Source organism: Brucella sp. NBRC 113783, from assembly GCF_040372265.1.
In the GTDB taxonomy this organism is placed as follows: domain Bacteria; phylum Pseudomonadota; class Alphaproteobacteria; order Rhizobiales; family Rhizobiaceae; genus Brucella; species Brucella teleogrylli.
This window is the reverse complement of record NZ_BAABRX010000003.1, coordinates 157,512-183,376: the sequence shown is the minus strand read 5'-3', so window position 1 is coordinate 183,376 and position 25,865 is coordinate 157,512. Positions and strand designations below refer to the sequence as shown.

The following is a 25,865-nucleotide window of genomic DNA, read 5'->3' as shown; positions in this document are numbered from 1 at the left end:
CCATGCTGCGATATATTCTCTGGCGCATCGCAGCAATGATCCCCACGCTCATCATCATTTCCGCTCTGGTTTTCACCATCATCGAACTACCGCCGGGCGACTATTTCGAAAGCTATGTGTCGGAGCTTCGCGCACAGGGCGAAGCGGTGGACATGCAGGAAATCGAGGAGCTGCGCGTCCAATACGGCTTCGATAAACCACCGGTGCTGCGTTACTTCCACTGGGTTGCCGGGATGTTGCAGGGGGATTTCGGCTATTCGTTCGAGTATCAGCTACCCGTCAGTGACGTTGTGGGCGACCGGCTTTGGCTGACAGTGATGGTATCGTTCTTCACGATCATCTTCACATGGCTGATTGCTTTCCCGATCGGCATCTATTCGGCGACGCATCAATATAGCTGGGCGGATTATGGGCTGACGCTGATCGGCCTGCTTGGCATTGCGATCCCGAACTTCATGTTCGCGCTGATCCTGATGTATTTTGCCAATATCTGGTTCGGCACCTCGATTGGACATCTCATGGACCAGAAATATCTGGCCGAACCAATGAGCTGGGCCAAGGCGTCCTCTATCCTGTCCCATCTTTGGATACCCGTGCTGATCGTCGGCACCGCAGGCACTGCCGGGATGATCCGGCGTTTGCGCGCCAATCTTCTCGACGAGTTGCAAAAGCAGTATGTGGTAACGGCGCGCGCCAAGGGTCTGCATCCTTTTCGCACGCTGGTAAAATATCCCCTGCGCATGGCGCTCAATTTTTTCATCTCGGATATCGGTTCGATCCTGCCCGCGATCATTTCCGGTGCTGAAATCACCGCAATCGTTCTTTCGCTGGAAACGACAGGGCCAATGCTCATAAAGGCCTTGCAGAGTCAGGATATGTATCTTGCAGGGTCGTTCCTGATGTTTCTCGCAACGCTGACGGTCATAGGCGTGTTGATCTCCGATATTGCGCTCGCCTTTCTTGATCCGCGTATCAGATTGCAGGGTGGGAGCACAAAGTGACATCATCACCCCTCCCCGAACCGGGCGCACGCCTGCCTCACTTTGTTTCGACAGAGCCTTTTGATCCGCATTCGGTCGATGTCATGACCGAAGAGCAGAGCCGCTTTTATCGGGCGTCTCAGCTCCAGCTGATGTGGTGGAAATTCAAAAAGCATAAGCTGGCGCTTGCCTCCGCCATCTTCCTCGGCGCGCTTTATGTGATGATCGCCTTCGTTGAATTCCTCGCGCCTTATAATCTTCATACACGCAATGTCGATTTCATCTATGCACCGCCGCAGGCGGTCCGCCTTTTTGACAACGGCAATTTCATCGGGCCGTTCGTCTATGGCCGCAAGATGACGCTCGATATGGACACGCTGCGACGGGTCTATGTGGATCAGAAAGACCAGATCGAACCGCTGCGTTTTTTCTGCTCGGGCGATCCCTATAAATTCTGGGGCATATTCTCGACTGATTTACATCTGGTCTGCCCTGCAAAGGGCGGCGAGCTGTTTCTTCTCGGGACAGACCGACTCGGACGAGACGTGCTATCCCGCATCCTCTATGGCGCTCGAATCTCGCTGACAATCGGGCTTATCGGCATTGTCATCAGCTTTACTCTCGGAATTGTTATCGGTGGCCTTGCCGGTTACCATGGTGGCGTTTTCGACCTCATCGTCCAGCGAATCATAGAGGTGCTGCAGTCTATTCCAAGCATTCCACTGTGGATGGCCCTTGCGGCCATCATGCCGATTACATGGAGCCCGATGCTGATTTACCTCGGTATTACCGCCATCCTTGGACTGCTCGACTGGACTGGGCTGGCGCGCGCCGTGCGTTCCAAGTTGCTTTCACTTCGCGAGGAAGACTACGTGCTAGCGGCCCAGCTGATGGGCGCAAAGAGCCCCCGCATTATCGGACGGCATCTCATTCCCGGCTTCATGTCGCACTTGATCGCAACTGCAACCATGTCTATTCCCGGTATGATCCTGGGTGAAACTGCGCTGAGCTTTCTCGGCCTGGGGTTACGGGCACCAATAACCAGTTGGGGCATCCTTTTGACGGAAGCCCGAAGTGTAAGTGTCATTGTCTTCTACCCCTGGCTGCTGTTTCCGATCATTCCGGTCATTCTGGTGGTTCTGGCCTTCAATTTTCTAGGTGACGGTCTTCGCGATGTCGCTGATCCGTATAGTTGAGATGGATGTTCGCATGCTGAAAAATTTCCTGTATCGCGGGTTGCGTCACCACATTACGGCGGGGTTCGCATCATGACGCGCCGCCTGGAGCATGTTCGTATCCTGATGTACAGCCACGACACGTTTGGGCTCGGCCATTTGCGCCGCTGCCGAACGATTGCCCATTCGCTTGTCGAGGACTATCGCGGCCTCAACATCATGATCATATCGGGCGCCACGATCGCTGGCGCCTTTGACTACCGCGCGCGCGTCGATTTCGTCAAAATTCCAAGCGTAATCAAGCTGCGCAATGGCGAATACCAGTCGATGGAACGGCACACCGATCTCCATGACACGCTGAAGATGCGCCAATCGATTATCCGCCATACCGCCGAAACGTTCCAACCCGATATTTTTATCGTCGATAAGGAACCGATGGGCATGAAGGGCGAAGTCGAGGAGACGCTCACCTATCTCAAGACCCGTGGAGCAACACTGATTCTGGGCCTGCGTGAAGTCATGGATGCGCCGCATTTGCTCGATGCTGAGTGGAAGCGCAAAAACGTGATGGATAAGATCGACAGGTTCTATGACTCGATCTGGGTCTATGGGCCGCCGGATTTCTACGATCCGCTCGTGGGTCTCGACGTCCCGAAGGGTGTCCGCGACAAGATGAATTTCGTCGGCTTCCTGCAGCGCAGCGTTTCCAATCAGGAAGTCCCGGACCATCGCCCCAAGGGCGACTATATTCTTGTCACCACCGGCGGAGGCGGCGATGGCGCCGATCTCGTCAACGATGTCGTGCGGGCCTACCAGCACGATCACACGCTCCAGCACAAGGCGCTGGTCGTGCTCGGACCTTACATGCCCGCGAAGAAGCGCCGCAAGATGATAAGCAAGAGCCAGGCGATCCCCCATATCGAGGTCATCGAGTTCGATAACAGGATGGAAGAACTGGTGGCGGGCGCGAAGGCTGTCGTTGCCATGGGCGGCTACAATACTTATTGCGAGATTCTTTCCTTCGACAAACCGGCATTAATCGTTCCCCGCATCCTTCCACGGGAGGAACAGCTGATCCGCGCCCGGCGCGCTGCGGAACTCGGGCTGATTGACATGCTGCTTCCCAGCGAATCCGAAGATCCTGTCCGCATGGCCAGTGCACTCAAGGCCTTGCCCAGCAGGCCAGCGCCCTCGAAGAGCGCGCCCAAAGGTTTCAGGCTCGAAGGCTTACCGCATATCTCGCAAATTGTCGGGGATCTGATGGATCGACGTCAGCCGAACCACCTGTCGCTCGTCAAGGGATAATCAATTGTCATATCGCCGGAAAATTGTGGTGGTGCTGAAGGGATATCCGCGCCTGTCCGAAACATTCATTGCTCAGGAATTGCTTGGGCTGGAACAATCGGGTTTTGATCTGGTTCTCGTGGCATTGCGGCGACCGACGGACAAGAAAACGCATCCGGTGCACGACGAAATTCGTGCGCCAGTCCATTACCTGCCTGAATATCTGCGCGAAGAACCGCGCCGTGTTCTATTGGCCTTGATCGCCTGTATGCCGCGCCCCGGTTTCTGGCGAGGCTTGGTAACTGTGCTCAAGGACTTTCGGAAAGACCCGACGCGCAATCGTATCAGGCGTTTCGGACAGGCCGCAGTTCTGGCAGCGGAATGGCCCGATGACGCGGGATGGATTCACGCGCATTTTATCCACACGCCCGCATCCGTTGCCGCTTATGCCAGCCAGATCACCGGCATTGGATGGACGTGCTCCGCTCACGCCAAGGATATCTGGACTTCGCCAGACTGGGAACTGCAGGGCAAGCTCACCAGCACGCGATGGACGGTGACCTGCACACATTCGGGCTTCGATCATCTCCGTCAGCTTGGAGGGCCCTCGTCCAGCGTACATCTAAGCTATCACGGCCTCGATCTTGACCGGTTCGGGCCTTTTGAGGGCAACCGTTCACTGCGCAACGGCAGCGACGCGGACGATCCGGTCAGAATCCTGAGCGTCGGTCGTGCCGTTGAGAAAAAGGGCTATGACATCGTGCTGAGAGCACTCAGCTTGCTGCCCAAAGACCTCCAATGGCGGTTTGAGCACATCGGTGATGGCGACAGGATCGCCAGCTTGAAAGCGCTTGCAGACAAGCTCGGCATTGCCGACAAAATCGTATGGAAGGGCGCGCTCGACCAAAAGGAAGTCCTTGCTGGCTATCAAGCCGCCGATATTTTCGTACTCGCCTGCAGGATCACTACGGATGGCGACAGGGATGGCTTGCCCAACGTATTGGTGGAAGCATCAAGCCAAGGCCTGATATCGGTTTCCACCAACATCTCTGGCGTACCCGAACTCTTGGTGGATGGAGAAAATGGCCTGCTCGTTGCACCTGAGGACCCGGAGGCGCTAGCGATTGCTATGGAAACTGCGATCCGCGATGCGGATTTCCGCCATCGTCTGGGACGCGCTGCCGAAAAGCGGGTGCGAACAGAGTTCAATTTCCACAACAGTATCCGTCAATTGAAGTCCTTGTTCGAAACGGAATGGCAGCGAAGCAAATGAGGCATTCGACGACAAGTCCGCGGGTGTTGTTCTATGTCCAGCATCTGCTCGGCATCGGTCATCTTGCGCGTGCCAGCCGCATTGCCCGTGCGCTGACCCAAGATGGCTTCGACGTCACCGTGGTCACCGGCGGCATGCCTGTTTCCGGATTTCCGGGACCGGAAGTCAACCATGTGGCGCTACCGGCAATTGCTTCCGGCGACGCCGGTTTTTCGGGCCTTGCCGACGCCTTCGGCAATCCGGTGACCGAAGAATTCAAAGCGGAACGCCGGGACAAACTGCTTGCCACCTTTCGCGATGTCAGACCCGATATCGTCATCATCGAGGCGTTTCCCTTCGGGCGTCGGCAAGTTCGTTTCGAACTTATCCCCCTGCTCGATGAAATCAGCAGGATGACACAAAGGCCATTGGTGCTGACCTCATTGCGCGACATCCTGCAGGAGCGCGCCAAGCCCGGTCGCAACGAGGAAAGCATCGCTCTCGTACAGCGCTATTTCGATCACGTGCTGGTTCATGGCGACCCGCAGTTTGCGCGTCTGGAGGACAGTTTTCCGCTGCATGCGGATATTGCCGACAAGGTGATCTATACCGGTCTCGTTGCCGCGCCAGCGCCCTCGCCACCATCGGGAACCTTTGATATCGTGGTATCGGCTGGGGGTGGTGCAGTCGGCGCCTTGCTCATCCGCGCAGCACTTGAGGCCTCAAAGCGCCTGTCGCCCGACCTGTCGTGGTGCATTGTGACCGGTCCCAATCTGCAGCAATCAGATTTTGACGAAATCACTGCAGAAGCACCGAATAATGCCCGCATCTTCCGCTTCCTGCAGAATTTTCCGAGCCTGTTGCTCGATGCGCGCCTGTCCGTCTCGCAGGCCGGATATAATACGGTTTGCGACATCCTTCGTGCGGACTGCAAAGCGCTGCTCATTCCATTTACGGCGGGTGGCGAAACCGAACAGACCGCACGCGCACGCCATCTGCAAAAGCTGGGCCTCGCATCGGTTCTCACAGAAGACGAGCTATCCGTCGATAGCATGACCGACGCCATCGCCAAGGCGCTTGCCGCACCTCGTTTGCCCGCTCACAATCTTGATCTCGATGGCGCGCATCGCACGGCAGAGATTCTGCATGGACTTCTGGCGGCGCGCTAGCTTTTTGTTTTCACGCACATCTTGTCCGAAAACCGTTTCACACTTTTCGGGATGTGCGTTAGACAGTACCGATCAGCATGAATCTGGTATATTTCTTCATCGGCAGCGCGCCAGCAAACGCTGTTGTTTCCAGCGCCGCCTGAGCGACGAATTCATCGAGCGAAGCCACGCAATTCACATGGGTGGGCTCGCTGAAATAGTCGTTCGACTGCAAGAGAACGCGGGTCCCCTTGGGCAATAGCGACAGCCAGGCGGGCAAATCCGCAATATGTTCGCAACTGGTGTTGATAACCAAATCGGCCCCGAGTTCAGGATAGGCAAGCTGATACATATCAGCGGTCAATGCCCGAAACCGATCCTTCCATGCATTGTTCAAAGTTTCAGCGACAGCGCCGACATCAGGATCAATATCAAAACTGTCTATCGCTTCGATATCAAAGCGCTGGTCTTCGAAAAACATCGCGGCCAGAACACCGTACCAGCCGCCAAGTATAGCGATGCGATTGAATCTCCCGCCAAAGGTCTCGAACAGCGACTGCCGCGCCCATATCTTGCAACCCACCTGCTTGTGGTTGAAGGCATTGCCGAGGTCCGCCTCCGGGTGGTCGGCAAGGACCTTCGACAAACCCTTGATCAACGGGCTTGAAGTGTATGCGGCAACGCCACGCAGAATATCAAATGCGCTTTCATGCCAGTCGGTGGTAGTCGCGTTAGCGCCGAGTGTATCCATCATCAATATGTTGTAGGCCAGACATTTATTGCTGGTCAATTCCTATGGCCGGTTTGCATACAGAAATGCGCTGGTCATCACGGCTGTATCTCGCCTGTTGTGAGATCAATGCCAAAGTTTCGTGACGGCAAACCGGAGATGAAACAATCAAACATCCGAAAAAGCCTACCGAGGGATTCCTGTATCGATCCAACTGCCATTGTATCGATACGGCGGGCATAAATGCCCGATACCCATCTATAAGCGGCAAGACGTGGCGCTGTTATGGCGTGAAGCCCAAGCTCACTCCCCATCCGGACACGATACCAGTCGCCCAGAAAAGTCATGACGTCAATCCGCGACAACGAGACAGGATCAAGTCCATGTCCCGTGGCGGAAATCGCCAGCTGTTGCTGGATATCACAATCAGCAATGGCTGCCTTAATATCGGCAAGCGCACAGGCGGAGATGGGGCGTTCGACCAGCGCCAGAGCTGCCAGATCCAATAGTCCAAGGGTCTTCACGGCTTCCGCGAGCGCCTCCGGCCATTCCCGGCGCAAAAATCGCCTGCCGACTAGATGCGCCAAATGCTTCGACAGGAAATCCCCGTAATTGACGGCACTAAGCAACGCGCCGGGATTAATCTTCTCCCTTTCTACTTCGGCTGCATATTGACTGATGATGCTAGCGTCCAGCGCCATATCGTCAATGCTAATCGTCTCTATGTGCAGCCGATTGGGCTCAATGTGGACGATCTTGTAGGCGCCGGGGAAAGCGACCAGCGAGGGAACGGACACATTGAACAGAAAGCCATCGGCATTTCGAAGGCGAGCAGTATCGTTGACGTGCAGATGCCCGCTGAAATGCAGGCGGACACCGGCATCAATGAGAGCATCGCCGACCTCCGGTTCCGGGATGCGTCCCATAAGGCTCGTCTGCCCCAGCACGGCCAGTTCGTCGTCACCCGTGCCGTCCAGTGGATCAAGTACCGGATAATGGGAAAATGCGATGACCGTCTTTCCCAGTGCCCGACCCCGATCCGTGACCGATCGTATCCAGTCCAGAATAAAGCGTTTGTGTACCAGCATGGCATTCCAACCGGCATCGGTGCTGTCCGCGAACGCTCCCTCATCATCGCCGATTTCTCCATCCACCGGCACAAACACATTGGCGTCGATCATCAGCATCCAGACACCGTCGAATGGCTCGACAAGATAGGAAGCGTCCATCGGCCTGCGAACCGTCATGCCATCAGGCGAGCGGATTTCGAACTCTCTCGCCGATGGATGATCGTTAATGCCAAAAGGGGTCTCCCAATGCAGATAGTCGGGCCTTCGAAAGAACCCGACATCACCCAACGAACGCAGACCGACTGGATAGCCAGCGCAATACATGCTCTCGCTGATAATCACCGCATCGTCATCAGGAGCGGCCCTGCGCGCCGGATTGCTGGTCACCAAGTCATGGCCGCCGCGAGCATTCAAAAAGCGTTTTGACCGATGCCTCCCGCCGGGGCCAAAAATATCGTGATTGCCGGGCGCTGCGTAGAACTGCATACCGAAGCGCCTTGCGTAATCGTCAAGAAGTTTCTGCAGCGTTGCCATCGTCACCAGCTGGCCGTCATCCGAATAGTCGCCCAGAAGGACAACGTGGCGGATTCCTCGGGCAGCTATATCATCCAACGCGTAGGGCAATGCTGCGGAACTCTCGTTGAACACTCGTGTCGAACGCACCGTGTTGGCGAATGGGCGCAACGCCATAACCCGTTCGCTCACTGTGACCCCAGCATTGCCATAGTCGCCAAAAATATCGTGAAAATGCGCGTCGGCAATCACGGCGATAGGCGGTAGTTCGGATGCCATCCTCTATAAATTTCCTTTCCATCGTCTCACGCTTCATATCACTGACAAGAGTGCTAGATATTTCGTAGTAACGTAGATTCGGTACTCGCATATGCTTCGCCGCATGGCTAACATGCCATGAATTGCACGACGGCGGAAAGAAGAGGGATACAGTGTTTCGGGTGCGTTTTTGGGGAGTGCGGGGCAGCCTTCCGGTTTCGGGACCGGATTTCCAGCGATATGGCGGCAATACTGTCTGCATAGAGATGCAATGCGGTGAACACAGATTGTTGTTCGATGCCGGATCTGGCCTGCTACCCGCAGGAAAATCATTGCTCGCGGACGGCATTTCCAATTTCAACCTGTTCTTTTCACATTGTCATTATGACCACATTATCGGTCTACCCTATTTCGCTCCACTCTTTGATGCCGGCTCTGCGGTGGAACTCTGGTCCGGGCATATGTATGGCAAGATGAACACAAGCGAGATTGTCTCGGAATTTATTCGCCCCCCCTGGTTTCCCGTTGAAATAGATGTCTGTCCCGCGAAAATGATCTGCCGGGATTTTAAACCCGGCGACATTCTGCAGCCCCATCCCGGTGTTGAGATTAAGACCGGAAGGCTCAATCATCCCGGCGGTGCCATCGGTTATCGGGTGCAATGGGGAGGTCGTTCGGTAGCGCTGATCACCGATACAGAGCATGAACCCGGCATTCTTGATCCCGCCGTTTTGGAGCTGATCCAGGGCGCAGACCTTTTCCTCTACGACACCACCTATACCGACGCGGAAATGCCGCGGCATGTTGGCTATGGGCACTCTTCCTGGCAGCATGCCATCCGGCTCGCCAAAGCAGCGGGCGCAAAAAACGTTGCTTTCATCCACCATTCGCCGCTGCGTACAGACGCGGAACTCGAGGCGATTGATCGACAGGCCGCGAGTGAGTTTGCTGGCGCCTTCTCGGCCCGGGAAGGCCAGGCTTTCGACGTCTAAGCCTGAAGCTGAATGTGCATATCCCGTAGTGCAATCCAGCGGCTGGCAGGATGAGATGCTGTTTGTGCGAATAACGCCTCGATAAACTGCCAAGCGGACTCATCGTGGACCAGATGATGGGTTAGAAAGCCCATGCTCCCGCCACCGTCGAACATCACCTGCAGACGACGAACGATATTGTCAATCAGCGCCGCGTGATCACGGGCGCCCCGTGTTCCATGCCAGTCCATCAGATCGACATGGGTGTTGATCATCGGCAGTGAACCTTCTTTCTCCGCTCCGAAAACCGACAGGGCGCAATATCCAAGACCGGAAAGTATGTCCACCAAGGACGGCGCAATGCGGTTCCATGGCGGCACCAGAACGGGGACAAAGCGTCCAGCATGGAGTGCCTCAAGACGGGTTAAACCAGCCGTCAATTCCGCTGTGACCACTTCAATTGGCCTGTGTGGGCCAAGTTCCTGCTTCTTCTCACCGTCGCCCGCAAAATTGCTGTGCGACCAGCCGTGAACAGCCACCGTCACCAGCGGTCGGTTGCCAAGATACTCTGCAAGCGGCTGTCCAGTGGTTTCGGGGATCACGGCCAGCGCGACCGGAACCGAATGGCGTGCGCTCAGATCAAGCAGTTGCGTCAAGGCCGGTGTGGGAGCGACGGCATCGTCATCACGCAGCCAAAAGTCTGCGATTTTGCCAGCTTCATACCATCGATCCAACTCGCGGTTTAGCGGCTTCCAGATGTCAGTCACCATTATAAAATGCCCACATGCTGTTTGAGAATATCGTCAAGACGTCGGGACGCCACTTCCAGCGACCGCTCGTCCCGCACGAACTGTAGCGCTGCAAAAGCCCTATCATTGCGCATCGCGGCATTCGCCAGCACTAAGCGTATCGCGTCAGCATAGGCGTCAATGTCGCCCGGTGGCGTGAGAATGCCGGTGCGCCCATCGCGCACGACTTCAGGCACCCCGGCAATAGCCTGAGCGATAACGGGCAAGCCAGCCGCCTGTGCTTCCAGATAAGCAAGCCCATAAGCTTCGCCGCATCCCGGCCACACGTACAGAGCGCTTTGCGCGAACAATGTTGCAATGTCAGACGGTTCCAGTTTCCCGTGCCACTGGATTCTTTCCGGCGGAAAATGAGCAAACAACGTCTCGACCTCTGCCCGACAGGCGCCATCGCCGACAATGGAGAGTGACCACGGAATATCATCAAGCAGTGACAGCGACCTTGCCAGCATCCGGTAGCTGTCCATTTTGTCGCCGCTGCGCATCATCGCTACCGTTACAAGCCTATCCCGCTTTGGCCGCGGCGCCGTTTCTGTAAATATCGCGCAATCGATGAATGGCGCCAGCATCGCGAAGCGGGCTCCGGGCAACACCTCTTGCAATCCCCTCCGGTCGCGGTTGGTCAGGCAGATATTGACTGCAGCCTTTTCAAAAGTTTTCAGCAAGCCTTGCTGGATCTCCGTCCAGACCCCCGTGTTACGTCTTGCGGAATACGATGCTTCTGCTGTCACATAAGGTATATCGTATGACACTGAAAGCGTTGGTCCGAGCAAATCGGGAGCCTTGTAGTAGGGATGATATGTGAGCCACAGATCCGGCACGGCTTCATGCTTCCAAAGCGCTGAAATCCTTGCGATCTCCCGCTCGGCCTGTCTTTCCAGCTCCGCAAGGACTTCGAGTGACGGGGCCGTCATGAAGCTGCGGAGTTCCGATATAACTTCAACCTCATGTCCTGCACGCTCCAGAGCCGCGACTAATAGCCTGGCCATCAGCCGATCTCCGGACGGAACCGGATGGTACGGCGATTTCAACGGCGAATGGAAAGCGATCTTCATTGCGTGATCAATCTGGTCGGAGGAACTCACTCAATAGACGTTTGGCGTGCTGAAATCCACTGTCCCACGAGATAATGTTTTTTCGCTCGTGACACACAGCAACTGTACAGTCTTAGCAACTTGGCAATGGCTTTTCAGTAATGATAAGGTTAGCTGATTTAGTCGTCTCGGATGGAAAAGCGCTGTTTGCCCACCAACAGTTCGACGACTGGGTCGGATAGCCAGATCCTGTACTGGTATTTCACTTGATTCCCGGCTACGCGGAGGGAAGTCCATGCTTCATACTGAATTGTCAGAGGTAACGGGCTCCTACAGGATACACGTAAAGGCTGATCTTGCGCGTAGCGCTACACTGGACTGGCCTTACCTTTGCGGCATGAGCCTGCTCAAATATCCCGTCAACGACGCTATATCCGAACAACTCGCTCTGATGGGCGATGCATCGAACGCCGACCGGGCCTGGATGATCGAATATCGGCCCGACCTGCTCCGCTTCTGCAACACCCATGAATGGTGCCGGGGCCAGACAAAAGCCTATATTTCTGAGCTTCAGGAAACACCGACCACCCTCATTGCCTGGCTGCACAAATATCTGATGCTGGGACATGCAGTTGCCGTCCACGATGTTACCGACCTGCCCCGGACCGCCCGGGCGATTCAGGTTGAATTCCTGCGCCAGAGCAACAAAAGTGTGCTCAGCGTGCCGGTTTTTTACGATGATAAACTGCGGGGCATCATCGGCTTCGATACGACCGTCGCAAACAAGATTTGGTCGGCAAGCGAAGTCAACGCCCTCTTTCAGTGCGCCAATCTGATTGGGCAAGCCAAATATTCGACCAATCGAGCGTCCGAAAAATCAATCGCTGCGGAAAGCACAGCACCCCTCGTCTATCTCAGCAATCGCGGCGTCGTGCGCGGCGTCCAGCCGGAAATCATCGTCGGGGTGCGCTCGGCGGGCAATTACAGCGAAATATGGCTCGAAGACGGGTCTATGCTGCTTGATTCACGCTCGCTCGGCATGTGGTCCAGCCTGCTGCCGTCGAAAATCTTTCTTCGCATACACAGAACCGCCTTCGTCAACACGCTGCATGTTGTCGATGTGGATCGCAGAAAAATCGACAAGTGGCAGATCAGGATGCGCGCTGTCGATCAGGCATGGCCCGTCTCGCGCTCCTACCGAAGACAACTGCGCGAACGCATGGGAATATAGCGCCTAGCGCTTTGTGTCCGTTACGCTTTTGGCGACATGTCATTCGTCAAACCGGCACGTCGTTTCATCCTTGGAATATTGTCATTCCCGCAATTTCTTGGATGGTGCATGCATCAGAACGTCCTCCCCAACGGTTCTATGAGGGTTCCCGCATGTCGTCACGGATGCTAGCCTATTTCACAACTGTCTCGCTGGTCGCCACCAGTCTTATCTTCACCGCCAGCAGCAAGGCGAAGGCAGAAGACCTCGCCCTGAAAGATGCCGTCTCCATGGCGGGCATGCAGCTTTTTCTGAACTCTGGTGCACCGGGCCTTATCATTGCGGTCGTACAGGGCGACGACAGCGTCATTCAGGCCTATGGTGAAACTGCACCGGGCAACGATACTGAACCGGACGCGCGTTCGATCTTCCGCATTGCATCCGTCTCCAAGGTTTTCGCGGGCGATCTGCTGGCCGCGCTTGCCGCCAAGGGCAAACTCAAGCTGACCGACCCGCTGCAAAAATATGCACCTGAGGGCGCCAAGGTCGGAGTCAATGGCCGTCCGATCACGCTGCTGGACCTTGCCACGCATTCGGCAGGTTTGCCGCGCGAACTGCCGAACCCGGACACCAAAATCACAGATAACCCGTTCGCCGCTTTCGATCGCGATTATTACTGGAAGTGGATGGGCAGCAATCAGCCTGCCTATGCGCCGGGAACCACGACGATTTATTCGAATCTCGGTTACGGCCTTCTGGGTGACGCACTCGCCAAGGCTGGCGGTGCGGATTATTCCACGGTTCTCGCCAACGAAGTGCTGAAACCGGCTGGTCTTACCGACACAACCAATGTGCTGAGCGACGAGCAGAAGAAACGCCTGATGACGGGGCTTGATCCGCTCGACAAGCCGGACGCGAACAGCCCTGTTCCCGACATCATGTATGCAAGCGCCGGTATCTACACGTCCGCCGAAGACATGGTGCGCTGGATGCGCTGGCATCTCGATGGTGCCAGTCAGTTGCGAGAAGACGCCCTGCTCGATCATACACTGTGGCTTCCCTATGACGGGTTGAAGCATGTGGTGGGCACCGAAGTCACCGCTGGCGATGGCATGGGTCTTGGCTGGGTCGCCACCCTGCCTAGCAACCAAACTCCGTTCCTGCTTGGCAAAAGTGGCGGTCTCGGCGGCTTTATGAGCTATGTGGTTCTGTCGCCGAACCGCAAGCTCGGCATATTTGTTGTGGCCAGCCGCGTGAACTTCGCCATGTTCGAGAATATCCATTCGCAAGTACGCGAACTGGCAGCCGAACTGGCGCGATGATGAACGCGCGCTGCGCGCTGCTCGGCGCTGCATTTGCTCTCGGCATTGGAGCGCCGGGGGCTTTTGCTCAAGAGAAACGGGATATCTTCAAGACAGAGATATTTCTCACGCCCTATAGCAAATTGGGCGATGCGGATGCTGCGGGTGATTATCCGAAGCTTAACGGTCAGTTATTGTTCATGACTGGCTATACCGGCTATTTTGGCATCAAGGACGAGAACGGCCAGATTCCGCGTTCGCACTGGAACAGTGTTCAGCCGACAGCGGAAGCCGCACTCGTTTGGCAATTGTCACAGCGGTTTTCCGTTCTGTCGAAAATCACCTTTGATTCCTCCGTCGAGGCGACGGAGGACAACGCTTTCTCCGATCTCGGCTTCACGCTGAAAAACCTGTTTGCGTCCTATACGTCCGATAATTTTGCGCTCTATGGCGGCAAGATGGATATGGGTTTTGGTGACGGCTGGCATGCGATTGACGGACTCTACAACGGTTATACCGACGACTTTCAATATAACGGCTCGATCGGGCTTGGCGCGCGCTACACGTTCAACACAGAGAATATGGGCGCGCATTCCTTCGCCGGCCTGGTGTTTAAACGTGACGATTCGGCTCTCAGCCGCCGTCTCACCTTCGATGACGGTTTTATCTCGCCCACGCGCGGACAACCGCCAGCGTTCAGTAACGATCTGAACTCGTTCATCCTGTCCTATGACTTCCGCAATCTCCCCGGCCTGAAGAAAACGTCCGGCGGTGTCGATATCGGACGCCTGGAGGCTGAACCGGGCTATGGCGAAAGCGCCAATACGATTTCAGCCCGGCTGCGCTATGACACGGCGCTCACCGATAAGTGGAACCTGAGCTGGTTTAACGAGGCGACCTTTTCAAGCGCCTTTCGTGGCGCGCCGGTTTCCAACGGCAATGGCGTGACATCTCTCTCGCTGTCTTATGACCGCTGGCAGTTCACGGCGACAACCGCGCTGCGCAAACTATCCGGCGAAGATGAAAAGCTGGCGCAATACGGGCTTCAATCCGATTGGGACTGGGGCGCAGCCGGCACGGTCACTTATGTCACGCCCATCGGCATCATTCTGCAATCAGGACTGATTCATCAGCGCGACCAGTCGCTGAATATCAATCAGGGCGTTTTCCGCATCGCTTATCAAACGGGGTTTTAAGGCAGTCATGAGAACCAGAACATCGTCCATCATCCTTGCCTTCCTGCTTGCACTTGGCTGCTCGACAGCAGCCCTCTCGCAGTCGGTTTCCATACAGAACCAGCCAAATCCGGCTGCCGACGCGATACAGATTCCAAAGGGCAGCACAGAGAAAGCCCTAAAGGCTCTGCCACAGATTGTTGCCGACATCATGAAACGCAGCCACGTTCCCGGCATGGCGGTTGCTGTCGTGAGCGGCGGCAAGACCGTTTTCGCCAAGGGTTATGGCAAACGCGAGGTCGGCAAAGAGGCCGCGGTCGATGCCGAGACTGTTTTCCAGATTGCCTCTATTTCCAAGTCGCTTTCTGCGACGGTCGCCGCCATTGAAGTGTCAAAGGGCACGGTTGCATGGGACGACCCGGTGGCAAAACACCTGTCCGGCTTCAAGCTCGCCAATGACTATGTTTCTGAAAACGGAACAATCGGGGATTTCTTTGCACACCGCAGCGGCCTGCCGGGTACGGCGGGTGACGATCTGGAAGATTTAGGCTTCAAGCGCAACGGTGTCATTGCCCGCTTGCAGCAATTGCCGCTCGATCCGTTCCGCACCTCTTATCACTATGCGAATTTCAGTACGACCATCGGCGCGGAAGCCGTTGCCGCAGCGGCGCGTGAACCGTGGGAAAAACTCGCCTATGAGCAGCTGCTGAAGCCGCTTGGCATGAAATCGACCAGCTATCGCTATGCCGATTATACGGCCCATGACAACCGCGCCGCATTGCATGTTTATCAAAATGACGCTTTTCTGCCGCTCGGGCAACGCAATGCGGATGAACAGGCGCCAGCTGGCGGTGTCTCATCCAATGTCATTGATCTGGCGGAGTGGCTAAAACTGCTGCTCGCCAATGGCGAATACAAGGGCAAGCGAATGATCACCGAAGACGCGCTCTTGCCAGCACTTTCGCCGCAGTCGTTCAGCGCGCGGGCACATGACACCAGCGCGCGTTCCGGCTTTTACGGCTATGGCTTCAACGTCAATACGGAACTGGGCGGACGGCCATCCATGGGACACTCCGGCGCTTTCCTGCTCGGCGCAGGCACCGCCTTCAAGATCGTGCCATCAGCCGATATCGGCATTATCGTCCTGACGAATGGCGCACCGGTGGGCGCTGCGGAATCTGTCGTGGCGCAGTTCACCGACACTGCACTTTACGGCAAATCTTCCCGCGACTGGTTTGTCGCCTATAATGGCGCCATGAAAGGCTTTTTCCAACCGCAAGGCGACCTGTCCTTCAAGGAAAAGCCGGCCCAACCAGTCCCCGCCAAAACCTTACAGGATTATACCGGCAGCTTCGACAACGCCTATTTCGGCAAGACGGAAATCAGGGAGATCAACGGAACGCTGACACTGGTCCTGGGTCCGAAGGAAATGCAGTTCCCACTGCAACATTGGGACGGCGACACTTTCGCCTTTGTCCCGGTCGGTGAGGCCGAACTGGTTGGTTCGCTCGCATCCATCGTCTTCAAACTCGATCAGGGTCAGGTGCAGGGCTTCGACATTGATTTCTACAATGGCGGTGGCGCGGGCCACTGGACTAGGGTTCCGCGTTCATAAACCTTCCTGACCGTCGGCGCTACCAATGGTAGCGCAGCGTACCTTTTCCGGCATAGTTACTGCTATTGCCGGAAAATTCGGCATCGAATGCAGCGCCCAATGACAGCCCGTTGTTCCAGAGCATTTCCGCTGAAACACTGGCGAGCCCGGTATCACGGGGCATGGTTGCGCCATTCACGACAAAACCGGCTCCCGGCAATCCTGCAAATACAGCCGTCATGGCACGGTCATTATTGAAGTTTCTCAGCCACGCAGCCCTGCCTGCAAGGGTGAGAACCCCATCAGGGAGCACAAAGGATTTATCCGCTCTTAAACCCAGTTCGCTGCGACCGGCTGTTTCGTGTTTCGATGCATAATCCAGCGCATAGCTATCCTGACCACCGCCGATCTTTTCGGCATAGGACGGCAGGTTGAAGCTGACAAATTGCCCGGCGGCATAGGGCGTAATCCCGATCCATGGCGTATCGAAACGATAACCAGTTTCCAAACGGCCCGACCATGCATTGGCATTATAGTCGGCCTGCAATGTATCCACGCCATTCATTGCGGCGGCGCGCTCTGTCTCTATATCCTGCCAGCCATAGGCAAGCGCCGCGCTGAAATAAGCGTTTCCGACAGTCTGACGACCATAAAGGCCAAGCTGGAACAGATCGGAATCACCGCTGCCCAGACCATCGGAGAGACTGAAACTGCCATGTCCGCCAGCCACGGCAAAGCCGAGCAAGGTGTTGGTTGACAGCTGGTAGTCCGCACCCACGGCCACGCCGTTGATCTTGCTGCGCAGATCATGCGAACCGATGATGTTGTCGCCATCCAGCGAGCGCGACGCGCCATAACCCGCGCCCCACAGATTCCATCGTCCCATAAACGGGTCGTACGTATCGCGCGTAGCTGAAGTCGCTCGACCCGCCACCAACGGATCGGTCAGCGTCGTCATGAACTGGCTCATCGCATCCACGGTTGTCTGTTGTACGGCGGTCGCCAGTTCGCCCGATGCGACTGTCAGGCCTTCCGCATCCAACCCACCATAAGCCAGCGGAATTTGACCTTCCCGATTGAAATAGTCGACCAACGCCGCAGAGACATTGCGCTGGTTCACATTGAGGCCAGTCAGGTTCAAGGTCAGATCAAGATAGGCATTATCGGCATCATAGCTCAGGTTAGAGGTAAAGCTTCGAGGCAGATCCGTCGTCAGTTCCGTGCTGAACCGGCTGTCGCCAATTCCGCCTTCCGCGTTCAGAATCGTATAGCGACGCATGACATATTTATCGGGCGCGAAAGTCGCGGCCACCATCGCCCCGCCCAGATCGGCTTGACCGCTGACATTGACCCGGTCGGCGTCCGATGCAGAAACCTCCACGGCATAGGTCGATGCGCCGGTGAAGCTCAAGTCGCCGTTGACCGTCAGCGTGCCGATGGAATTGCCGGGCGCAAGCGTGCCACCGTCAATATGCGTGGTGGAAACCATGCCGTTTCCGCCAAGTTCACCGCCTTCATGGACGGTGACCAGCGATGAAGACGCAATCGAGCCGTTGACCGCAAGACGACCGGCATAAATCTCCGTCGCGCCTGAATAGCTGTTGTTACCGCTCAGAACACTTGTGCCTTCACCGATTTGCCAGAACGCGCCAGACCCGGAAATGGCTCCCGAAAAGGCATAATTGTCGGAGCGATTGAAGGCGAGCGTGCCATTGTTGACGATATTACCGGCAATGCTTCCCGTTTCGCCAAGTCCGACCACCAGCGTACCGGCCACTACCGTCGTGCCGCCGCCATAGCTGTTATTGCCGGCTAGCACCGTCACGCCGCTGCCGATTTGCTCAAACGAACCCGAGCCGGAAATATCGCCTTTCAGCACAACAGTTCCCGAACGATTAACGACGAACTGCCCGTTATTCTCGACATTTGCCGCAAGCGTGCCGTTTTCACCGCCATCGCCCAGTTGCAGCGTGCCGGAGGATACGGTGACGCCGCCGCCATACTGGTTGCGGCCAGTTAAAACGAGAGCGCCGCTACCCGCCTGCTCCAGTTTGCCGTCACCCCACACCATTCCGTCGAATGTCACGGTATCGGACCGATCAAACGCCAGTGTTCCGTTATTGATGACGTGACCTGTGATCGAGCCGGACGTACCCCCATCACCGATCTGCAAACGACCGGCGGTAATCGTCGTCGCACCGGTATAGGTGTTGCTGCCAGTCAGAATGGTTGTGCCTGTGCCGATCTGCTGCACGCTACCCGTACCGCTGATGGCACCTGCAAAGGTCATTGTGTCGGAGCGGTTGAAGCCCAGAATGCCGTTATTGCTGATATTGCCCATAAGGGAGCCGGTTGTGCCGCCATTGCCGATAACCAGCGCACCCAAGGTGATAGAGGTGCCGCCCGTATAGCTGTTGTCACCTGACAGGATTGTGGCGCCTGACCCGATCTGGTTTACCCCACCACTACCGCTGATATCGCCGGAGAAAAGCACCGCATCCGAACGGTTAAAGACAAGTGCGCCATCATTCACGACATTGCCTTCGATCCAGCCGGAATTGCCACCTGTGCCGAGTTGCAGCACACCATTGGCGATCGTCGTTCCGCCATAATAGGCGTTGTCGGCTGCAAGGATGGTCGTACCGGACCCGGCCTGCACGAACGAACCAGTTCCGACGATAAGGCCTTCGATACTGTAACTGTCCGAGCGGTCGACTGCCAGAACACCTTCGTTCAAAATCCCACCGATGATGGAGCCTGTCGTTCCGCCGTCACCGATCTGCAATGTGCCATCAGAAATGAACGTATTGCCGGTATAGCTGTTGTCGCCGGTCAGAACCGTCGTGCCCACGCCTGCCTGAATCAGCGCGCCTGCACCCGAAACCATCCCCGAATAGGCGTAGCTGTTCTGCCGGTTGAATACGAGACCGCCATTATTGACGATATTTCCCGCAATCGAACCCGTTGCGCCACCATTGCCAATCTGGAGGAAACCATTGGCAATGGTCGTGCCTCCACCATGGGTGGCCTCGCCACTGAGAATGAGCGAACCCGCCCCGTCCTTGTACAAGGCTCCGCTGCCCGAGACATCGGACGACAGGTCGAGCGCTGTTCCCAGCAATGTGTCGATCGTGGCCGTGCCGGACAGTTCCACATCCCGCGTGAGAGTGATATTGCCGAGCGTCGCCAGCGCCGCGCCACTGATCCGGATGTTCGCCGAACCGGTGCCGATATTCTGCGCTTCATAAATCGCAAGCGTGCCGCCGAGAATATTGGTCTCGCCCTGAAAACCGTTACTGCCTGTCAGGACCAGAATGCCGTCTCCATCCTTGGTCAGGCTGCTATTGACGCCCGCGCCGGTGATGTCGCCCGCAAAAACCGTATCCTCATCCTGATTGACGGTGAGGCTCGCATTATCGATGGAGATTGTGCCGCCGCTTCCCCACAAGGAACGCATGGTGAGCGCATTGCCGTTGAGGTCGAGCGTGCCGCCTGTCATCAGATAATCGGTCATGTTCGGCAGCGCGCCGGGTGTACTGGCCGCCATACGGAGCGTGCCAGCCTCGATCAGCGTACCGCCGGACCAGCTATTCGCCGCATTTCCGACCAACAATGTTCCCTCGCCCTGTTTGGTCAGCGAACCCGCGCCTGAAATACTTCCGGTCAGTTGCAGCTGGGTCCCTGACGCCACGTCGAATGCTGCTTCACCACCCAATGACACGAAGCTGGCGAGCGAGAGTGCGCCAGTCGTCTGCAGCGTGCTATTGTTGATCGTCAGTCCATTGGTGGCCTGTCCCAGATTATTCGCGGCAGAAACTTGTAATATTCCCGCACTGACGATCGTATCACCGGAATAGCTGTTGGAACCCGACAGAACAAGCAGGCCGTCGCCGGTTTTCTCCAGCCCGTCGCTGCCTGTAATCGTCGATGCGATAGTTGCGGTTTCACCGGCCAGCACACGCAATTCCGGCACGGCTATGGTTATGACATTGTCCGAATAGCCGGTGAGATTGAGGGCCGCGCCACCCGTGATCGTATAGTCACCGCCTGCGAACTGGAGCCCGACGGCTGTTTGCGTTCCATCCAGCGTGACCGTGCCCCCATCACCGCGGAAAACCGCGTAGCCGCTTCCCCATTGGGAAAGAAGCGAAGGATTACCGCCGACAGGATCGTACCAGTTCTGCTCTGTTGCGGACCATGTGCCGGTATCGCCCCAGGTCTGAAGAATATTGAGGCCGTTGGCTGAGACTAGAAGGTCCACGGCGTTAGGCGCGTTTTCAATGCTATAATTATAAGCGATGGGACCGGTTGCCGGCGTCTCGCCGACTATCAAACCGCCATTGGATTCCGTCAGGCTGCCGCTATAGGAAATCATGCGATGATAACCGAGCAGCGAGCTGGTCGAACTTCCATCGACCTTCAACGTCGCGCCGTTCAACGCCAGATCGCCGTCAACGTGAATGGACGCCGCCTTCTCCGCATTGGAGGCGCCGAGCCCATAGACAAATGTGCCGCCGCTTTGAAGCGTCAAGTCGCCATTGACCGTCAACTGCGATTGCAAGCTCGGTGCGATCTTGCCACCATGGTTGATCGTTGTGTTGCCCAATGTGCCGGAACCGCTGATCGCACCGCCCGCATTGACGGTGATCGTGCCTCCGACAACAGCCGAACTTTTCAGCACAACACTGCCGTTGGAAACGGTCGACTGACCGGCGAACTGGGCCAATCCCGGACCAGTGATTGCGGTTTCACCGCCCAGAAAATTGATTGTGCCAGTGCCCTGCACCGTCGTATCGAAGCGGTAGCCAGCGGTATCATGATTGAGGTTGAGCGTCCCCTGACTACCGAGCACTACGGTACTGTGGATCGTTCCGGCTGCGACCGCTGTCTCGCCCGCAGCTGCGCCAATATTCACTATACCCTGCGCTCCGTTCTGTCCAACATGCACGACGCTGCCGCCTGCCGCCAAGCCAATGCGTGCACCCTTGGAAACGGTCAGTGTTCCATTACCGACATAGCCCACATTGACTTCGGCGATATTCAGAAGCGAACCGGCCCCGTCCACCAGGACCCGCGCTGTGTTGCTGCCGGGATGGCCCGTCCCAAGCATCACTTGACTGCCATGCGCCACGCCGCCCTCAGTGATGGAAAGCAGATCACCGATATTGACGGCGCCACCGACATGAAGGCTTGATCCTGCTCCGCTGACAGTCAACGAGTTTTCTGGGCCGGCAATAACGGATGGCGTGTCGCCCACAACGACGTCTCCACCAACATTCACCCTGCCGCCATTCACTATGCTAAGTGAGACGTTGCCATAGCCCGTCACCGACAAAGTTCCGCTGACATTAAGACTAGTGCCGATGCCGCTTACTTGCCCGGATGCCGTTTCGCCCTGAGCAGACCCTACAACAACATTCTCGGCATTCAGTTGCGCGCCCGAAGTCAGGGCGAGCGTGCCGCCATGAATGCCGAGGTTTCCGTTGAATGTTTCGGGCGACCCGGTCAAAGTCCACGTACTGGTATCACGCTTTTCGAGCGCATCGAATCCTTGAAACCTTTTTTCAAAACCGGTCAGGTCGAACTGGGCCGCACCAGCCCCACCAAAAACCAAAGTGTTCTGGCCGTTCTTATCCGCGACGACCTTGCCGCTGAAGGCATAACCGGCCCCCAGAACCAGCGCATTATTGCTACCGCTGAATTGCACGGCGGCGGCACGCGAACCGTCCTGATTGACGCCGCCGGAAATCGTTCCGGCATTAAAAAGGGTTGCGTCGCCCGAAGAGAAATAGACCCCAACACCGGCAGCGCCAGATTGTCCGTCGGAGCCATTATACCACCAGGAAGGTGGCGACGACGGCGTCGAAGGCGCTTTTCCGCCCGCCCCTGCATTGCCGCCCGTAATATTTGCACCGGCACTGTTGGTCAGTGTGCCCCCCGCGGCCATGGAAACGCCAATGCCACCATCACCGCCACGGCCGCCATTGCCACCAGTGTCTGCACCACCGCCGCCGCGACCGCCATCACCACCGTTTCCACCTGTAATCGTGCCCGCATTCGAAACCGCAGCAGCCGTTGCCGTCGCGGTAACACCATTTCCACCACGACCGCCATCGCCACCATCAGAAGCTGTATTGCCACCCGGAAGGCTCGCTCCGCCGTTTCCGCCATCGCCGCCTTTTACGGTAACACCTGTTTCGATCGCGATCGTAGACTGGCCAAAGGAGCTGATAGCGTCACCGCCTCCGCCGCCATTACCGCTACGTCCGCCACCTGTTGTCAGGGTATCGTAGGGAGCAGATGGGAGCGATATGGGGCTTGAACATTCAATTTCGCCCTCATCGTCCTCGCAAACCATCACGCTGCCACTAGTGTTTTCGTCGGCGTGCATACCAGAAATTCCGCCTGCACCACCTGCCCCACCATTGCCGCCCATAATGGTGCTGCCGTTGCTGACTGTGAGGTCGGACGATGTGGAAATGCCGATACCACCACCACCACCGCCGCCACCGCCACCGCCACTGCCACCCTCGCCGGGCGTAACGGTGAAAACGTTCCATACCGTCACGCCATCGCCACCCTGCCCGCCACCACCACCAGCCCCACCCGCGCCGCCGATGAAGGTCTGGCCGGAAAGCGTCGTCACGGAATCGGTGAAGATCGCGCCGTTCCCACCACCCCCACCGCCACCACCGCCGCCGCCCGAAGCGCCATTACCGGTGGCGAAAGCGCCTTGCCCCTTTTTCCCACCCTCGCCGGGCTTGCCGCTATCGCCATCGAAGCCGTGCACCACGAGAACATCGGGCGCTGAAATTCCTGAATATCCGAAAATACCGTTGCTGCCCGCAGCGCCGCCGTAAGCTTTTCTTGCACCCTCGCCACCGGCGCCGCCACTTGTCGAGGAAGCATGATTACCATTATGAACACCGCCCGCGGCGCCACCGGCCCCTCCTCCTCCACCGCCACCGCCCGATGTAGCGGAAGCGCCCAATCCCTGCCCACCCGGGTTGCCTTTCGCATCGTAATGCGACGGCGGCGTACCTTCAGCTCCACCTGCCCCACCAGTCCCGGATTGCTGTTGTGCATCAGCATTTCTGACCATCAAGGGCGAACCGATAACTGTCGCAGAAACCATGAGCGCGCAGAAAATCCGACCGAGCGCGGTTGTACTCGCCAACCGACGTTTGCCACAGTCGATTTTGGTTGACGCCGTCTCTGCACCGAAAACGCATTGTCTGAGAAAACCGAACTTCAGCTGTCTCAAATCGCCCATTCGACATTGCCCCGACAAATTGACTTATCTGCCTGAAAGGATTTGCCATAGGCTTCGGATTTATCAAGAGATTCCGGACGAACAGCCATTCTGGTTTGCTGAATTAACACAGATGGACAATCGGAGTTATCGCTCAGCCGGATAATCGACGACAAATTGTGGGATACGTTATAGATAGCGGGTCAGCAGATCAGCCTGCTCTCGCAAAATAGCGGCAGCTTCATGGGGCGTTTCAGTGTCCAACAGAGCCGCAATCGCTGCTTCCAGAATGAGAAGATTGCGAGCTTTTAGATAGCGAACACGCGCTTTCTCAGCAATTATATCCAGTTCTTCGTGGCTCAATCCTATATGCCTCAATCTCGCATGTACCGCAGACGTCACGTCAGAGCGGCTCAAAGCCGCTCTTCCCAACCGCAAGCGATTGCCTTTGTTCCTGCATGTTCATGGCATCACAAGCGATCCGGCATTGGAACAAATTTGCCCGCCAATTGTTCGACCCAGCGAAAATCATAGGATTCCTATGGTGTCCATGGATTAGGATATGGTCGTGCCCAAAGACGCAAGTGATGATCCATCTTCGGACATCAATCAAACACTCCCACGCTGGCGTCGCGCAGCGCTTTTCAAGCAGCTCGGTCCTGGCCTGATTACCGGCGCAGCGGATGACGACCCGAGCGGCATAGCAACCTATTCGCAAGCAGGTGCCCAGTTCGGATACAACATGCTGTGGAGCATGTTGTTTACGTTTCCGCTTATGACAGCGATCCAACTGGTCAGCGGCCGGATTGGTAGAGTTACCGGTAAGGGGCTCGCTGCAAATTTGTGCGAAATTATTCCCCGCTGGGCGCTGCTTTCGCTTGTTGGGCTGCTACTGATCGCCAACACCATCAATATGGGTGCCAATCTATCCGCCATGGGCGCAGCCGCCAGTCTGGTGACAAACGGCTCTCCCGTCGTGTTCACGTTAGCTTTTGGGGTTTTATCGCTCGGATTGCAACTCTTCATAACCTACGAAACATATGCTCGCTATCTCAAGTGGCTTACACTCGTTTTACTTGCATATGTAGCAGTATTGTTCGTGGCGAATGTCGACTGGTGGGCAGCTTTAAAAGGCTTTTTCTGGCCAAACTTTCCGCTCCAAGGCGAAAGCCTCACGATGATCGTTGCCATTTTCGGAACGACCATAAGCCCATATCTCCTGTTTTGGCAAAGCTCTCAGGAGGTAGAAGAAATCGACAATTCAGAAGATGAGCAGCCGCTTCGTAAAAATCCCGCAGAAGCAAAGAAGGAACTGAAACGTATTCGTATCGATACTTTCGCTGGCATGGCTGTTTCTAATATTGTGGCTATCGCAATCATCATGAGCACAGCAGCAACCCTGCATGCGGCGGGAAAGACCGAGGTCAATTCCGCAGCCGAGGTCGCCGAAGCCCTCAAGCCATTGGCAGGCGATTTTGCTTTCCTCATCTTCAGTTTGGGGATTATTGGAACTGGGCTTTTGTCGTTACCTGTGCTTGCGGGCTCGGTCGCCTACGCCTTTGGCGAATCCCAAGGTTGGAAATGCGGTCTGGCGAACAAGCCCTGGGAAGCGATTGGATTCTACGGCGTAATCGCACTGGCTTTCCTAGTGGGAGTTGCGATTGCGATTTCGTCCATCGACCCTATTGCCGCATTATTTTGGAGCGCGGTTGTCAACGGTATCGTCGCGGTTCCAATAATGGCGGCCATGATGATCGTAGCGAGCAGGCGCGATGAAATGGGCAAATTCACGATAGGTTTTGCAACAAGATTGTTCGGATGGATTGCGACCGTCGCGATGGCGGCAGCTGCCGTCGCAATGTTTGTATTCTGGTAGTACTCCAAATCAAATGATTGCGGTTAGTCTAGGACACGATGTGCCTCTCTTCGATGTAGCTTTCCCCCCATTCCTTCATTGCAAGCATATGCCTGACCCCACTGGGGCGTTCACTACAGGCACCCTTCGCGAGCCTCTATCACTGGACGGTTGAGCATATGGATACGATCCGGCATCTCCAGGCAGAGTTCGACAGCCGTCAGGCGTGATATTGCGTTATCCTTCCGCCGAGCTTT

The 25,865-nt window shown here is 56.4% G+C and carries 17 protein-coding genes; 11 read left to right on the top strand and 6 right to left on the bottom strand.

Features of this window, described 5'->3' with window-relative positions:
- Positions 1–2: 2 nt before the first annotated feature.
- From ABWW11_RS11370 to ABWW11_RS11350, 5 genes are all read left to right on the top strand, one after another.
- Positions 3–1,001: an ABC transporter permease gene (locus tag ABWW11_RS11370; RefSeq protein WP_109366139.1), complete on the top strand. Its 999-nt coding sequence runs from the start codon at positions 3–5 to the stop codon at positions 999–1,001.
- A complete protein-coding gene (locus ABWW11_RS11365) occupies positions 998–2,176 on the top strand; it encodes an ABC transporter permease (protein WP_109366140.1) in 1,179 nt (392 codons plus the stop codon). Before ABWW11_RS11370 ends, ABWW11_RS11365 begins: the two co-directional genes overlap by 4 nt.
- A 72-nt stretch (positions 2,177–2,248) precedes the next feature.
- Positions 2,249–3,460: a glycosyltransferase family protein gene (locus tag ABWW11_RS11360; protein ID WP_109366141.1), complete on the top strand. Its 1,212-nt coding sequence runs from the start codon at positions 2,249–2,251 to the stop codon at positions 3,458–3,460.
- Positions 3,461–3,464: 4 nt separating this feature from the next.
- Complete coding sequence (locus ABWW11_RS11355) at positions 3,465–4,712, top strand: glycosyltransferase family 4 protein (protein WP_109366142.1); 1,248 nt, start codon at positions 3,465–3,467, stop codon at positions 4,710–4,712.
- Positions 4,694–5,860 (top strand): glycosyltransferase family protein, encoded by a 1,167-nt coding sequence (locus ABWW11_RS11350; RefSeq protein ID WP_244597048.1) that lies wholly within the window; start codon positions 4,694–4,696, stop codon positions 5,858–5,860. Before ABWW11_RS11355 ends, ABWW11_RS11350 begins: the two co-directional genes overlap by 19 nt.
- 58 nt (positions 5,861–5,918) lie before the next feature.
- Here ABWW11_RS11350 and ABWW11_RS11345 read toward each other — a convergent pair whose 3' ends face one another.
- Positions 5,919–6,593 carry a class I SAM-dependent methyltransferase gene (locus ABWW11_RS11345; protein ID WP_235892034.1) on the bottom strand — a complete coding sequence of 225 codons (675 nt, stop codon included), beginning with the start codon at positions 6,591–6,593 and terminating at the stop codon, positions 5,919–5,921.
- Between the two features lie 74 nt (positions 6,594–6,667).
- Complete coding sequence (locus tag ABWW11_RS11340; RefSeq protein ID WP_319080303.1) at positions 6,668–8,404, bottom strand: metallophosphoesterase family protein; 1,737 nt, start codon at positions 8,402–8,404, stop codon at positions 6,668–6,670.
- Positions 8,405–8,583: 179 nt separating this feature from the next.
- On the opposite strand from ABWW11_RS11340, the gene ABWW11_RS11335 reads away from it, so the two are divergent.
- Positions 8,584–9,402: an MBL fold metallo-hydrolase gene (locus tag ABWW11_RS11335; protein WP_244597049.1), complete on the top strand. Its 819-nt coding sequence runs from the start codon at positions 8,584–8,586 to the stop codon at positions 9,400–9,402.
- Here ABWW11_RS11335 and ABWW11_RS11330 read toward each other — a convergent pair.
- Positions 9,399–10,151, bottom strand: a complete 753-nt coding sequence (locus tag ABWW11_RS11330; RefSeq protein ID WP_371831082.1) for a polysaccharide deacetylase family protein — start codon at positions 10,149–10,151, stop codon at positions 9,399–9,401. The two genes, ABWW11_RS11335 and ABWW11_RS11330, sit on opposite strands and share 4 nt — an antisense overlap.
- Positions 10,151–11,242 carry a glycosyltransferase family 4 protein gene (locus tag ABWW11_RS11325; RefSeq protein WP_109366145.1) on the bottom strand — a complete coding sequence of 364 codons (1,092 nt, stop codon included), beginning with the start codon at positions 11,240–11,242 and terminating at the stop codon, positions 10,151–10,153. The genes ABWW11_RS11330 and ABWW11_RS11325 overlap by 1 nt, the downstream gene beginning before the upstream one ends.
- Before the next feature lie 274 nt (positions 11,243–11,516).
- Between ABWW11_RS11325 and ABWW11_RS11320 the strand changes: the two genes are divergently transcribed.
- The 4 genes from ABWW11_RS11320 (at position 11,517) to ABWW11_RS11305 (ending at position 16,522) form a co-directional block, all read left to right on the top strand.
- On the top strand, positions 11,517–12,452 hold the full coding sequence (locus ABWW11_RS11320) for a LytTR family transcriptional regulator DNA-binding domain-containing protein (RefSeq protein WP_171317712.1): 936 nt from the start codon (positions 11,517–11,519) through the stop codon (positions 12,450–12,452).
- Between the two features lie 152 nt (positions 12,453–12,604).
- Positions 12,605–13,753, top strand: coding sequence for a D-alanyl-D-alanine-carboxypeptidase/endopeptidase AmpH (ampH, locus tag ABWW11_RS11315; RefSeq protein WP_235942832.1), 1,149 nt, complete (start codon positions 12,605–12,607; stop codon positions 13,751–13,753).
- Positions 13,753–14,928, top strand: coding sequence for a hypothetical protein (locus tag ABWW11_RS11310; RefSeq protein ID WP_109366442.1), 1,176 nt, complete (start codon positions 13,753–13,755; stop codon positions 14,926–14,928). Before ampH ends, ABWW11_RS11310 begins: the two co-directional genes overlap by 1 nt.
- A 7-nt stretch (positions 14,929–14,935) precedes the next feature.
- Entirely contained in the window at positions 14,936–16,522 is a 1,587-nt protein-coding gene (locus ABWW11_RS11305) for a serine hydrolase (RefSeq protein ID WP_124915373.1), read from the top strand.
- A gap of 19 nt (positions 16,523–16,541) precedes the next feature.
- Here the strand turns inward: ABWW11_RS11305 and ABWW11_RS11300 are convergent, their stop codons facing one another.
- Both ABWW11_RS11300 and ABWW11_RS11295 read right to left on the bottom strand, forming a co-directional pair.
- Positions 16,542–23,678 (bottom strand): autotransporter-associated beta strand repeat-containing protein, encoded by a 7,137-nt coding sequence (locus ABWW11_RS11300; RefSeq protein ID WP_319080302.1) that lies wholly within the window; start codon positions 23,676–23,678, stop codon positions 16,542–16,544.
- Positions 23,679–23,942: 264 nt separating this feature from the next.
- Entirely contained in the window at positions 23,943–24,116 is a 174-nt protein-coding gene (locus ABWW11_RS11295) for a hypothetical protein (RefSeq protein WP_167836062.1), read from the bottom strand.
- Between the two features lie 199 nt (positions 24,117–24,315).
- Here ABWW11_RS11295 and ABWW11_RS11290 point away from each other — a divergent pair, with 199 nt between their 5' ends.
- Positions 24,316–25,629: an Nramp family divalent metal transporter gene (locus ABWW11_RS11290; protein ID WP_109366151.1), complete on the top strand. Its 1,314-nt coding sequence runs from the start codon at positions 24,316–24,318 to the stop codon at positions 25,627–25,629.
- Positions 25,630–25,865 lie beyond the last annotated feature (236 nt).